The organism is Elusimicrobiota bacterium, assembly GCA_041658405.1.
GTDB lineage: Bacteria > Elusimicrobiota > UBA5214 > JBBAAG01 > JBBAAG01 > JBBAAG01.
Genome location: JBBAAG010000014.1, coordinates 1 through 14,645 on the forward strand (window position 1 = coordinate 1; position 14,645 = coordinate 14,645).

Genomic DNA, 14,645 nt, shown 5'->3' on the forward strand with positions numbered 1-14,645 from the left:
TACCTAAACTATTATCAGTTCCCAGAGATACGCATATAGAACTCCCGGGGTTCAAGATCAAACGATTAAACGAAATATTTTCGCATCACTACAGTGACACCAAAAACATTAATTTTGCGTGTATGGAACTCAAAGCGCAGTTAGAAAATTTATTCTCAATCGGACTTTCAAGTTATTCAAACGCAGGCACAAAAATGTCTACCTCCACATACGTCCTCGCAGCACAACAATTTACGGTACCTTTTTATTTACAATTTGATTATCGCGGCTTCAAAACATTAATCAACGCATTAGGCGGGATACGTATACGCATAACAGAACCAATGAAGTATGAAGACAAACACGGCGGGTTAAACATTGACTTTAACCCCGGTGAATACCTCCTTAACGGCGATGACGCTTTGGAGTACGTACGGTACAGAGACCAGATTGGCGATAACGGCAGAATCCTGCGGCAACAATCTTTTTTGAAGGAACTCACAAAACAAAAGTTCGCGAACCCGCTGATTTTATTCAAAGCGCCGATGATACTAAAAACTTTCCTTGACAATATCAATACCAACCTTACTTTTTGGGATATATTGGTCCTGGGGTTGGAAATAAAAAATATGCCGTTAAATAATTTTCACGCACTACAACTCCCCGGGAGGCCATTAACAAGTTACTGGATTCCCGATCTTGCTGAACTTTCAGTACTCGGGACAATACTATCTTCCCCGGCAAACGTAACGGAAAACATATCCTCCCACGCTCCGCGGGTAGAAGTTTTTAATGCAACTGACCGTCCTGGGTTTGCTTTGCAGGTAACGCGTTTCCTGAGACAACACGGAGTCGATGTCCTTAAGTGGGGAAACTACGGCATGGTCAACAGCCGAACTATTGTGTTTGACCGTATTGGCAGCGTATCAAATTACAGGCAAGCTCAGCGGGTAGCGTCATTACTTCCGGGCTCGCAGGTAGTTACACGTATAGAAACATCCCCAATGATTGATATTACTATAATACTAGGTGAAGATTGTAAGGAGTTAATACCACGAAATGAAGAATTACCTTAAGCTTGCAAAAACGTTAGCGGAAAATCTGCATAAGCGTAAAGCAAAACAGGTTAAGATCCTTGACCTGCGTAAGATCAGCGCAGTAGCGGACTTTTTTATTATTGCAACCGGCACATCGGACACGCACTTAAGAATGTTACGCGAGGCTGTGATTGACGAACTTGAAGAAACAGGGATAAAAGTGTTACATACCGACGGGGGTAAGAAAAATCAGTGGCAGGCAATTGATTGCGGAGGTATCATCGTACACTTATTCCATCCTGACGCACGCGAGTTCTATAAACTTGAACGTCTGTGGACTGACGCAAAACCTGTAACCTGGAAAAAAGCAGTGAAAAAAAAGAAAAGTTAATAAAACCAATGATTATCCCGAAAATATACGAACATCTAGAACATATCCTAGCTGAGCTAAACACCCAACAGGGATGGAATGCTAAGTTCGGGCTTAACCTTAAAGAAATACAGTTTACGGTTGAACCGCCCCCGCAAGGTATAAACGCCGACCTGGCAACAAATATTGGTTTAGTTCTCGCGAAAAAGGTTAAACAAAACCCGAAGATGATCACCGAACTTTTTATCCCAAAACTTACTGAGTTACTGACTGACTATGCGGAAGTAACTTTTTCTCCCCCGGGATTCATCAACTTCAGACTCATTGACAGGATTTTATATGATACAGCCAAAGATATTTTTGAAGGCAAAGAATTCAAGGGTATAACCTACGGGAACAACACAAAGGTACTACTTGAATTTATATCAGCAAATCCTACCGGCCCGCTGCATATAGGACATGGCCGCGGGGCTGTACTTGGCGACTTCCTTGCCAGAGCAATGGAATATCTTGGGTATAAAGTTGATACTGAATACTATATAAACGATGCCGGAAGACAGATGAACCTCCTGGGTTTATCCGTAAAAACAAAATACCGTGAACTCATGAACCTCCCTGTAATTACTGCAGAGAAGGATGCTGTAGCAACTGACGGTTACCGCGGAGAGTATATCACTGACCTTGCAAAAACGTTGATTGATAAACCCGGAATTAATCCGGAAGACACCGTATTTTTTAGGAAGTACGCAATTGAAAATATTCTTAACAACATAAAAACAGACCTCGCTACTGCAAGAATTGAGTTTAAGAACTGGTTTTCGGAAACAACCTTATACGAAAAAGGCGTGGTGAAACAAACCTGCGAGATATTAACACAAAAAGGATTGGCATATCAGCAGGACAACGCGTTATGGTTCAAGAGTACGTTGAGTAATGACGATAAAGACCGCGTGTTAGTACGTTCAGACGGTAACCCCACATACTTCGCTAGTGATATTGCGTATCACCAAAACAAACTTGACCGCGGGTACACCAAACTCATTGATATCTGGGGAGCTGACCACCATGGCTATGCGCCAAGGCTCAACGCCGTGATGAACTTAATGGGCTACCCAAAAGAAGTATTGACCATTATCCTATACCAGCTAGTAAGATTATCGCGGCAGGGACAGCCGGTAGTGATGTCAACCCGCGCGGGTGAATTTATAACCTTTGCTGAAGTAATGAAGGAGGTTGGTATTGATGCAACCCGATATTTTTTATTATTACGCACACCGGATACGCACCTAGACTTTGACCTTGACCTAGCAAAAAAACAGTCACTGGAAAACCCGGTTTACTACATACAATACGCTCATACACGTATCTGCGGGATTGAACGTGAAGCTATAAAACAGAATATTACACCAAACACAGAAGTTGTTGAGCTCTTAAAAGATGATATAGAACAGCAGTTACTCCGTAAACTATGTTTCTTTAACGACACAGTACTTTCCTGTGTAGAACACAACACCGCGCATTTTCTTACTTCATACCTTTACACCCTTGCGGGATTGTTCCACAAATATTATGACTCCCACCGCGTAGTGGTTGATGACAAAAACATATCCTCAGCAAGATTACTCCTGATGAAGGCCGTACAATCCGTCCTTTGTCAGGGATTCAGCCTCCTTGGTATTACTGCACCGGACAAAATGTGATATAATACGCCGTATGAACACAAAAGAAAACAGCGGAATACAAAATACTGAAGATACGAAGTATATCCACCGCGCTATCAATAACGACGGTAGAGCGTTTGAACATCTTGTAAAAAAGTATGAACATAAAATCTATGATTTAGCGTATAAAATTCTTGGGAACACGGATGATGCGGCAGATGTCCTGCAGGAAACTTTTCTTCAAGCATACCGCTCATTACCCAAGTTCAAAGGAAAATCAAGTTTTTCTACCTGGCTTTACCGTATAGCAATGAATAACTGTTTAATGAAAATACGTAAACATAAGAACAGAACTGTTGAATCACTGGATTCTACCGAAGACGATAGTACAGACGCATTATATAACAACATCCCGGACTGGTCATTCAACCCTGAAGCAACCGCGGAAAATAGTGAACTCCGCGATATTTTATCACGTACAATCAGAAGGTTACCTTCGGAATACCGTACAGTGATAATCCTTCATGACATGCAGGGTATGTCAAACAAGGAAGTCAGCGGTATACTTAAACTTTCAATCCCCGCAATAAAGTCAAGATTACACCGCGCAAGAAGTTTTGTGCGGAAACGGTTATCCCACTACTTTGTACAAAAAACAGGAAAGCCCTTACAATGAAAAATAAACACCCGAAAAAGTGCCAGCACTGGCTTAAACTAATACACAACTACTGTGATGATTGTGCCATAAACACTTCAGCACTGATCTTATTACAACGCCATATTGAACAATGCCCGTGTTGCGCGATGTATTATCATACATACACAAAAACAATCTCAATCTGTTCGGAAGTCAGGGAAGTGGAAGTCCCGGTAGTCATCCATCGCCAGTTTTGGGTAGTTATACATAAAGAAATCCATAAAAAATTAATTAAGAAGTTGAACCGTTGAAGTTAGAATCATTCAATTTTTATTTACCTCCGGAACTAATAGCCCAATCTCCCGCAGAAAAACGGGATAATTCAAGGTTACTGGTTTATCACACAAACACACAAAAGATTGAAGATACAGTTTTTTCTGTACTCCCTAACGTAATCGGCAGAGGAAACCTAATTGTTTTCAATAACACAAAAGTCATCCCCGCAAGGATGTACGTCAATAAACCTACCGGCGGGAAAATTGAATTACTCTATATAAACCATCATAAAGATGAGTTATACAACGTCCTGATAAAACCTTCTTCACGGATAAAGACAGGGATGGCCCTTACTTTACCTGGAGACACCGGTACCGTAACAATTATTGAACGCAACACCGAACTAAACTCTTTCATTATCCGGTATACCCCAAAGAAAGATGTTACTATGTTCAAAGTATTCGAAACCTATGGCGAGATGCCTGTCCCTCCATATATAAAGACAAAACTCATCGACCAGGAAAGATACCAGACTGTATACGCAGAATCACCCGGGGCAATCGCCGCGCCAACCGCAGGATTACATTTTACACGTGAATTACTGGGCACTCTAAAATCCGGGGATAACATCCTGGCAAATATCACTTTACACGTAGGAATTGGCACATTCCGTCCCGTGACAAGTGAAATGATTGAATCCCACAAAATGCTAGACGAATATTATTCTATCAACACAAATACGGCTGAAATACTTAATACCGCTATTACCCAAGAAATGAATAATATCATCGCTGTGGGAACCACTGTTATGCGGACACTAGAAACTTATAAAGAAACCGGTAAAAATGAAGGCTGGACTAATAAATACATTTACCCCGGTTATAAATTCGGTATCACAAAAAAGATTATTACAAACTTCCACCTGCCAAAATCCACGTTATTTATACTCATATGCTCAATCACAGGCATCGATGAAGCCCAAAGGATTTATGCTCATGCAGTTAAACAAAAGTACAGGTTCTACAGTTTTGGCGACGCAATGATAATATTATAAACTTTCAGGTTCAACCTTTTTGTTATACGCATTCATTGCTTTATCCAACCCGGAAAATAACACTAGTTTCACAGCCTCAGTTGCGCAGTTAACCATTTCCTCTACCTTAGGCAATTCTTCTTTTTCAAACCGTGACAAAACAAAATCTTTAGTCACCCGTCCTTCGGGTACCGGCCCGATACCCAACCTAATCCTGACAAAATCCGTATTTCCCAAAGTTTCAATAATAGAATTCAACCCGTTATGTCCCCCGGATGAACCTTTTGGCCTGATCCTAATCTGTCCCAGGGGTAACGCAAAATCGTCGTATATAACCACCATCTGATTAGCCGTGATATTGTATTTATCAATAAGTATCTTCGCAGCAAGGCCGGAATCATTCACATAAGTCAACGGTTTAGCAATAACTATTCTTGGTAAATTCGCCACGTTTTTTTCGGTAGCGGAAATTCTTGAAGGATAACACGCAAGCGCTGTGTTGTAGTTATTAAGTTTAATACCCCACAACGCTGCGAGTTTATCTATAACCAACCACCCGACATTATGCCGGGTATTGAAATACTTATCTTCCGGATTGCCAAGCCCTAGAAATAGCCAGTCGAGTGTATCCAACTGCTACCCCGTTACTACTTAGCTTTTTTATCTTCAGCCGGCGCTTTTTCCTTAGGCTTATCCTTAGCTACTTTATCCCCTGCGGCACCCTTTGCAGCTGCACCCGCTGCAGGAGTAGCAGCCTCTTCGCCTTCCACACCTTCTTCTTCCTTCTTACCTTTACCAATGACTTCAGGTTCTGCTGGCGCAGCAGCAGCTGCCGCTGCCACTTCTTCCGGTGTAGGTTCTTCAACCTTGGGAAGAACTATGTGGATTACAGTTTGTTCAGGTTCAATCAACACTTTCACGCCTTCTGGTATCTTAAGGTCGGATACATGGATAGTATCATTAATCTTCATCTGTGAGATATCAACTTCTATTTGATCAGGGATATTTGTCGGTAAACATTTAATCTTTAAATGCCATAGAACCTGTTCCAATACCCCTCCCTCTTTAAGGCCTGGGGTATCCGTTGCGCCAAGCGCTTTTATCGGTACTTCAAGTTCCAGCTCTTTCTTCATTGATACTTCATAAAAATCTATGTGTACAACCTTCTCTGTAGTAGGATGTCTCTGGATATCTTTAACAAGAACAATCTTTGATTCCTTTTCACTGATATTAAGCTTAATCAACGCGTTTCCGCTTGTCGTTCTGCGTAATTTCATAAACTCAATGCTGTTCACTGCCAGGTTTTGCGGTGCAGCCTCCCCACCGTAAAGAATTGCAGGGATCTCTCCTTGCAGCCTCATCTGCCTTAATCCACCCTTTGTCGTTAATTCACGTGTTGACGCTTTTAGCAATATTTCAGCCATTAGTTATTTACTCCTCTCAAACATAATTTTTTTCAATACCTTTAAAAACTAAGTTATAAATATTACATTAATGTATTTCCAATGTCAACGTCATAATACCAACAAAATGCATCTCTGGAACATTTTATTGCATATTTATGTCATATATGGTGTATAATAATACTAGACAAGAAGTTGTATTCAGACAATGAAAAAAACGGTAGTATTAACATTAATAGTGTTATTTGCCCTAACTATAACACCGGCACTATGGTGTTATACATCTTATTCCAACGATTACAGTTATACAGGTTTTTCTTCCCGGCCACGCGGTATGGGTAACACGTTTACCGGTTTAGCTGAAGATATAGAATCCATCGGCTGGAATTCTGCGGGTACTGCCGGAATCAATGGCATACAATTATGCGCGATGTACATCCCTTTTTGGGAAAATATAAGTTATAGCGCTGCGGCAGTTGCCATACCCACAAAAGAAATCGGAACATTTACAATCGGATATTTAAACAATACAATCCCCGGGTTTGAACGCCGTGAAACTTTGTATGACACACCTGTTACATTCAGTATTATCCAACAATGCCTAACCGCAGGGTACTCAAAAATGATCGGTAAAATATATACCGGGCTAAATATCAAGTATTTACAGGAAAATATTGATACTTACTCATCCTCAACCATAGGAGGTGATATCGGATTAGTAGTACCCGGAAATACCGTATTTGTAAAATCTCCGGTATTGAACAGATGTAATTTCGGTATTCAATTTTATAACATCATTCCTCCGACACAAAAATTCAGGGAATTCAAAGAAACCGCACAGATAGTTACCCGCGCGGGGGTAAGTTATGAAATCCCGGCAGTTATCTCAAAGGATATCGATAAACTTGTCCTTCTCTGCGATGCCGCATTTACCTCAGGTATACCTCTGACTTATAATACCGGCGCTGAGTATTCGCTATACAATACACTTTTTCTGCGTACGGGTTACGATAAGTCACAGGAGAGCGTATCATTTGGTATGGGCTTCCTCTGGAAATTAATCAAACTGGATTATGCCTATACCCAGCACATGCTTAGTTCGATACACCAACTATCACTTACTTTTAAGTTCGCGAACCCTGAAGAAAGGTTTAGAAAGTATATACACGACCTTGCGGAACGGTCATACACAATCGGCCGGCAATTTATGCAAAACGGCAAATACCTGCAGGCAATCGATGAATGGAATAAAGCATTATTACTAGAACCTGACTACGCAGACGCAAATGAAGCTAAACAGTTATTAGAACAAAAACTTGAAGGTGACCGTCAACAAAAGTTTTTGTATCAATTAACCAGCATGTCACAAGCAGCAGAAATCCTGGAAAAACAAGGCAAACTCATAGAATCAATTGATGCGTGGAACAAATTATTATCATTATCCCCCAATGATACTAAAGCTCCGGAAGCAATCAAACGTATCCAGGCACGGATGTCCACAGAAGAACTCGCAAGGTCACGTGATAAAAACGTACAAGGCCTTTTGCTTGAAGGTTCAAAACTGTATGACAGCAAAAAATATTTCTCTGCAATCAAGACATGGGAGAAAGCATTAAATGCGCAGCCAAATAATTTGTTATTAAAAGAAAAAATCAGTGACGCGAAATCCGTGATCCGCGACCTTGCTGATACACATTACGCCGCAGGGGTTACATTGTATAACAAGAACCAGTTAGCTGACGCAATCTCGCAGTTTGAAGAGTCATTATACTACAACCCCGCAAATATCCAGGCAAAAGATTACCTTAACCGCTGCCAGTTCCGTGCGAAAGAAAAACGCCAGACTGTTGATACCAAAACCGTGGATAAGTTATACTATGAAGCAGCAAACGCATATATGAAAGGCCAATACCAGGACGCAAAAAAAGTGGTAGAAAAAATATTGCAGATGGACCCGTTGAACGAAAACGCAAAACGGTTACTTAATAAAATTAACACTATCCTCGGGGTACAGGAACAATGAAGTATAACAATCGCATATCGGTTATCTCTATCTTAACATCATTGGCGGTACTTATAAGTTTATCCTCAGCCAATGCCGGGTGGTACGTAAAAAAGATACTAGAAAACTCAAACTGGCAAGTAGTCAACGATATATCTTTAGGGACACTTTATACGGGATATAATTACATAAATATCGGGACAAGAAACTTTAAATATGTTGGATTCTCCTGGAATGGCAACAATTTTGTTTCATCATACTCCGGTTCAATGTCAGCATCAGTCAGTAGTTTAGGAATATGGAAAGCGCGTAATTCTGACAGTATCCCGCGCCTGTATTGCGGAATTGGCAAACCCGGCGGGCTTTACGAGATAGTTGATGGTAACCAAACTTTACTCCCCCCATCACCGTATGCAGGTAATGCCAATAAAATCTTTTGTGGAAACGGGCATAACACAACAACAGAATATATGTACTCCGCCAATAACGGCGGTGGATTATATGAATACCTTTACGATAACGCCAGTAGTGCATGGACAAGAACTGATTATTCCCGTGCAAAACCTGTAGAAGGCGGTGTACACAATGCCACGTGTGTAATGACTGCCAAAGCACGGCATAACGACAACGTAGAACGATTGTATGGCGGGTATGACGGGTTAGTAAAGGAATATAGCTATGAATGGGATCAACATGACGACCAGTACGATTATCGCGATGAAATTGTAATAGATTATTCTTCAACCAGCCATGATGACGTTGTTGCAATAACAACTTCAAATGTCACGGGTAGCCTCAAACTATACATCTGCCGCAGTTCTTCTACACTATATGAAACACAGTATAGTAGTACGTTTAATCGATGGCCGACTTCGTCGTCAAACTACACTACTCTATCTTTCAGCGGTGCCTTACTTACCGACTTAAAGATTGCACAAGGCCGCAGTGACGGTATTAATCGTATGTATGTAACATCAAAAAACGGAAGGATATACGAGAGGACATACACAAGCGGCAGCGGGTGGAGCGCCATCTCTGGGATTTACGTTTCTGACAGCTCACTCAAATGTTTAGACATTGGCACTACGAGGAGTGACAATCGTAAACGCATATATTGCGGTGATAATTCAGGAAGAGTTTATGAGATAACCTACGACAGCGCACCACCGGTATCAAGGATAACAAGCCCTTCCAGCGGTAACGCGTTCTCAACCCCCCCGGTAATTTCCGGTACAGCTGCGGATACCAACGGTATCGGCCTAAAATCCATAAATTATCGTCTAACAGATACAACCGAAAACCCTGATAAATACTGGGCCGGTTCCGCATGGGTAATAAGCTCATACTGGGTAACTAACGCTATTGCAGACGCTCCTGTAACATACACAGGATCATATAATACCGCGTTAGCAACACTTTCCGCAGGGCACAATTACCGGTTTGAAACACAGGTATTGGATGTAGGCGATAATTATGAACTAAATTTTACAACAATTACTTTTATGTTTGACAACGCATCACCTAATACTGTAACCGACCTTACCGCAACCGAAGGACAGGAAGAACAATCAATAAAATTATCATGGACAACACCGGGTAATGACGGAACAATTTCTTCACGTTCGCTCACTAATTGTGTGTATACAATAAAACATTCAACTAATCCCAATGACACCTGGGCGAGTAATTATGTAATCAATATTACAACCACTGCTACAATAAATACACCGGCATCGTTTATCATTACCGGACTATCAAAAGGCATACCTCATTATTTTTGGTTAAAAACAAAAGATGAACTCAACAACTATTCTCCAGTCTCAAACACAACAGAGAGTTATGCACAAGACTATCCCCCGGTAACGCCTACCGGCTTGACTGTCCTCAACACTGGTACAGGGCAGGCAGTTTCACTGTACTGGACACAGAATCCTGAACCAGACCTGTTGGGATACAACATCTATCGCAGTACATACAGTTGCGGGTTGACGGATAAAACGTTTGTCATAGCATTAAGCAGTAATGCGTATGTAGACACCGGCCTGATTTTTAATACCACATATTTTTATCAATTATCCGCATTTGATTCCTACAACCATACAAGTATCCCAAATACTGAAAGCATTGTCTACACACTTGATACAACCCCCCCGGAACCAATACTCAGTTTCCAAGCATCTCCCGGGAATACGTATATCATACTTTCATGGATTGAACAACAGGACTCATCTATATACTCTCATATAATCGAACGTTCAAACACTTCCGGTGATGATGGATTCAGTGTGATAACAACTTTTTTATCTCCGGGAACAACACATCAGGATACCGGCTTGGTTAACGATACCACTTACTGGTACCGCACAAAAACTGTTGATGTCAACGGAATGGCAAGTGTTTATAGTTCAGTTGTCAGCACATTCCCCAGCGCAATTGCTGATATAAGCCCCCCAGCTGCAATAACTTCACTTACTGCAGACAAAGGGATTAACGAAGGTTCCATACAACTATCATGGGCTACAACTGGAGATGATGGAACATCGGGCAATATCTGGAACGGCTCAATTGTGGTACGATATACTTCATCTAACTCCAAGCAATGGGATACATGTGAAGGTAAAGTTAATATAAGCACAAATATGGCAGCAGGTTCATCACAGTCAATCAGTATCACAACCTTATCCTCCGGTGTAACCTACTACTTCTGGATACGTATAACAGATGATTCCGGTGTAATGTCCGACTTATCAAACCGTGCAACAACTTACGCTCAGATTGATTTAATACCTCCATCAGCAATAACAACCCTCATAGCTACGCAGACTGAAAACGAAGGGTCTATACAATTAGAGTGGACATATACGGGTGACAACAATTATTCGGGTGATATATCAAACGGAGCGTTGAATTTATATTATTCAGTATCCTCAGCGGATAATGAACCACTGAACGCTTATAAAATCCAATTTTCTACTTCCGTCAACTCCAGAACAACTGCAAAACTTATTGTGACAGGCCTTACTGAACGCGCAACATACTATCTAGCGTTGCGTACACGCGATGATTCATACAACTGGTCATCATTATCTAATACAGCAACGACCTGGGCACAAGCTGACAGAACACCACCTGCGAGGATTGAGAATTTGGCGGTAGACCTTACCTTCAGCACATCGGTCCAGCTTTCATGGACTCCAACGGGAGATAACGGTTATACCGGCACCATATCTACCGGGGTATACCAGGTAAAATACGCGACATTCAATTTTAACCCAGAAGATCCAGGTTTTGGCAACTATACTACTATACAGTGGATAGCATACGGTATTACTCATGAGACAAGTATTACTTATGATTTAACAGGGTTAGCGTTAAGAACAACTTACTATTTTGCGATAAGGTTATCAGACAAAACATTGAATAACTGGTCAGTTTTTTCAAATACGGTAACCACAAAAATGGTAGACCTTATTCCCCCCGCAAAAATAAATGATTTTGTTGGAATCCCGGGAGTAAAGAGCGGAAGTATTATGTTAACCTGGACTTCTCCCGGTGATGATGGTACAGTCTATGACCTAACCTCCGGTGATTTTATTATACGTTACTCAACAAATTTATCTCAGGGATACTCGATCTGTGACTACGAAATCGTTATACCCACATCTACGGTACCGGGAGATAAACAAACACTGACACTTGACAACTTAATTTCAGGCAAAACATATCGTTTTTGGATCTCCTGCGGTGATTCTGCAGGTAACCGTATAACCTCGGGCCTTTCGGGCCAGACTGTACAAGCCTCTATAGTATCACTCACACGGTTAAACATTGCAATCAGCACATATACATTTGCAGGGGAAGGATTGAATACCGATATCACTATCCTTGACAATAACAACAACTTAGTAACAAACTTCACCGGAAATATGCTCTTTACCTGCGAAGATACACAGGCAATTATTCCTTCTACCTACACTTTCACAGAATCTGATAACGGCAGTCTCGCAACCAGTATTGTATTTCTTACAGCAGGCACGCATAAATTCCGTGCGTTACTTGAAGATTATCCTTCGATCAATGCTGAACAGACAGTCACCGTATATCCCAAACCTGCGACTAAACTTGTTATCTACGGTATTCCTTCACTTATAAATACAGGTTCTGCATTTGACGTTACTGTAGAAGCCAGGGATTCATTTGACAACATTGACACTGCATACAACCGTTCGGTTTGGTTTGAAACGAATGACACTTCCGCGGTTTTACCGTCAACTTATACGTTCAGTTTTACTGACCGCGGAAAACATGTTTTTTCCAGCAGCATAATTTTTAACACTCCAGTAAAGACCCCGGGTGAACGCTATCTTATTATCAGCGACACGCTATCAACCACCGGCTTGCAGGAAGGGATTAACGTTTTTGCATTATCTTCATTCCGGTTTGTCCTCACGGGCACTCCTGCGAGTGTAATTGCCGGCATACCTGTCTCTGCGGAAGTTACAATTTATGACCCGTATAACAGCGTGTACTCACTCTACCGCGGAAGCATACAGATAACCTCGAGTGACCTCTATGCCCAACTCCCAGCGACAACTACTCTGCAGAATGGCTACCTCAAATTTGAAAACAAGATAATCTTTCATTCAGCGGGTAACCAGAAACTGCGTATAACAGATACTCAATACACCGATCTCACTAACGAAACTTCGTATTACATATCAGTAATCCCGGAAAACCTTCATCATTTCCAAATAATTACGCCGTTGACCGCGAATGCTGACCAGGTAGTACCATTAACCATTTATGCAAAAGATTTTTATAATAATACCATCCCGGGTTTTGTTTCAAAAACAAAACTTGAGATAACTTCCGGTAAAATTTCTCCGCAAACAACCGATGATTTTATTAACGGTAAATGGGAAGGTAATTCGTACCTCGAACTTGGCACTAATAATACCGTACGCATAAAATGTGCGGATGATGTCGGGCATAAAGGCGAAAGTGAAAGTATCGACCTCAGCGCTAGCGCGCTTACCACACAATCAATGAATTACCCAAACCCGTTTTCACCGGATAAAGGCGGGACACAGATACGTTTTCACCTGCAAAAAAATACGCGGGTACTCGTTACGATCTTTACTGTTTCCGGACAAATTATCCGACAGTGGGACATTGACGGTTTAAAAGGTTCTAACTATATCACCTGGAACGGAGACAACCAGAATGGTTCATTAGTAAGTTCAGGCGGATACATTGTTTTGATTGAAAAGAAATACAGTACCGGTAAAGAACGCCAGACGTTCAAAATTGCAGTTGTTTATTGACCTAAAAAAGATATCAATGTTTTATTAAACTCCTCAGAATTAGTTTCAGGGGAACAATGCCCTGCTTTTTTGATTACATACAAAGTAGAACCATTGATTCTTTTTAACAGTTTTTTTCCTATATCAATCTTTACCCATGAATCCTCAGCACCCCAGATAATCAACGCCTGTGCTTTGATATTCTCAACCTTTACATCTTCATCACTCGCAGCTGTGATAAACGAATCAAGAATAGCTTCTATTGTCCCGGGAACGAGTAATGGTGTTAGGAACCCTTCAACCTCTTCATGAGACGCTTTTTGTCCGTATGCAGAATCAAGAAACTGCTGGATACCTTTTTTATTAACGAATTTTTCAACAATGATTCTCTCAAAATTTTCACGTACGTCTTTACGTTTCAACATTTCGCCACTACCAAAACTATTCTTTTTTCTTTCAAACATAGCAGGATCAACTAACACAAGTTTTGAAGTTAACTCCGGCTTCTGTACAGCCATCTCAGCAACAACTTTTCCACCCATCGAATGCCCGACAAGATTCCATCCCGGATAAGGCACCACTCCCTGAGATTCAAGTTTTTTCAGTAAACCCCATAACAATTCTGCGCGTTTCTTGATTGAGTGATCAAACCCAGTTTTTTTTGAACTATACCCATAAGCCGGCAGGTCTACAGCAACAACATTATACCCCGCAGCGTTTACAATCCCCGCATTTTTTCGCCAACTGAATGTTGAACCCATAAAACCATGCACAAATAATACATTACCTTTCCCTCCATCAACAGTTTTCCATAAACGGTAATGCAAATCAATGCCGTTAACGTTGGTATACCTGCTGTTTTCAAATGGCAGAACATCCTGTGCAACAGAACATACAACAGAACTTAAGGTTAAAATAATTATGCAGAACAGTTTTATTAGCAT

General features: G+C 41.1%; 11 protein-coding genes. 8 read left to right on the forward strand and 3 right to left on the reverse strand.

Translation table 11 applies throughout. The features are described from left to right. The 6 genes from WC955_04150 to queA all read left to right on the forward strand — a co-directional run. Positions 1-1,055 (forward strand): LCP family protein (locus WC955_04150; protein ID MFA5858237.1); only part of this gene is annotated, 1,055 nt, incomplete at its 5' end. Next, complete coding sequence (rsfS, locus tag WC955_04155) at positions 1,039-1,407, forward strand: ribosome silencing factor (GenBank protein ID MFA5858238.1); 369 nt, start codon at positions 1,039-1,041, stop codon at positions 1,405-1,407. The genes WC955_04150 and rsfS, both read left to right, overlap by 17 nt. An 8-nt stretch (positions 1,408-1,415) precedes the next feature. Continuing rightward, positions 1,416-3,086 carry an arginine--tRNA ligase gene (gene argS, locus WC955_04160; GenBank protein ID MFA5858239.1) on the forward strand — a complete coding sequence of 557 codons (1,671 nt, stop codon included), beginning with the start codon at positions 1,416-1,418 and terminating at the stop codon, positions 3,084-3,086. Between the two features lie 13 nt (positions 3,087-3,099). Next, a complete protein-coding gene (locus WC955_04165) occupies positions 3,100-3,723 on the forward strand; it encodes a sigma-70 family RNA polymerase sigma factor (protein MFA5858240.1) in 624 nt (207 codons plus the stop codon). Next, the gene (locus WC955_04170; GenBank protein MFA5858241.1) at positions 3,720-3,995 is read left to right on the forward strand and encodes a hypothetical protein; all 276 of its coding nucleotides are present in this window, start codon (positions 3,720-3,722) and stop codon (positions 3,993-3,995) included. The genes WC955_04165 and WC955_04170 overlap by 4 nt, the downstream gene beginning before the upstream one ends. Continuing rightward, positions 3,992-5,014, forward strand: a complete 1,023-nt coding sequence (gene queA, locus WC955_04175) for a tRNA preQ1(34) S-adenosylmethionine ribosyltransferase-isomerase QueA (protein MFA5858242.1) — start codon at positions 3,992-3,994, stop codon at positions 5,012-5,014. The genes WC955_04170 and queA overlap by 4 nt, the downstream gene beginning before the upstream one ends. Here the strand turns inward: queA and pth are convergent. Further along, positions 5,009-5,626 (reverse strand): aminoacyl-tRNA hydrolase, encoded by a 618-nt coding sequence (gene pth, locus WC955_04180; GenBank protein MFA5858243.1) that lies wholly within the window; start codon positions 5,624-5,626, stop codon positions 5,009-5,011. The genes queA and pth overlap by 6 nt on opposite strands. 14 nt (positions 5,627-5,640) lie before the next feature. Further along, entirely contained in the window at positions 5,641-6,417 is a 777-nt protein-coding gene (locus WC955_04185; protein ID MFA5858244.1) for a 50S ribosomal protein L25, read from the reverse strand. A 187-nt stretch (positions 6,418-6,604) separates the two neighbouring features. Here WC955_04185 and WC955_04190 point away from each other — a divergent pair, with 187 nt between their 5' ends. Together WC955_04190 and WC955_04195 are read left to right on the forward strand one after the other, a co-directional pair. Continuing rightward, a complete protein-coding gene (locus WC955_04190; GenBank protein ID MFA5858245.1) occupies positions 6,605-8,419 on the forward strand; it encodes a PorV/PorQ family protein in 1,815 nt (604 codons plus the stop codon). Continuing rightward, on the forward strand, positions 8,416-13,722 hold the full coding sequence (locus WC955_04195; GenBank protein MFA5858246.1) for a hypothetical protein: 5,307 nt from the start codon (positions 8,416-8,418) through the stop codon (positions 13,720-13,722). The genes WC955_04190 and WC955_04195 overlap by 4 nt, the downstream gene beginning before the upstream one ends. Here WC955_04195 and WC955_04200 read toward each other — a convergent pair. Next, on the reverse strand, positions 13,716-14,645 hold the full coding sequence (locus WC955_04200; protein MFA5858247.1) for an alpha/beta hydrolase: 930 nt from the start codon (positions 14,643-14,645) through the stop codon (positions 13,716-13,718). The two genes, WC955_04195 and WC955_04200, sit on opposite strands and share 7 nt — an antisense overlap.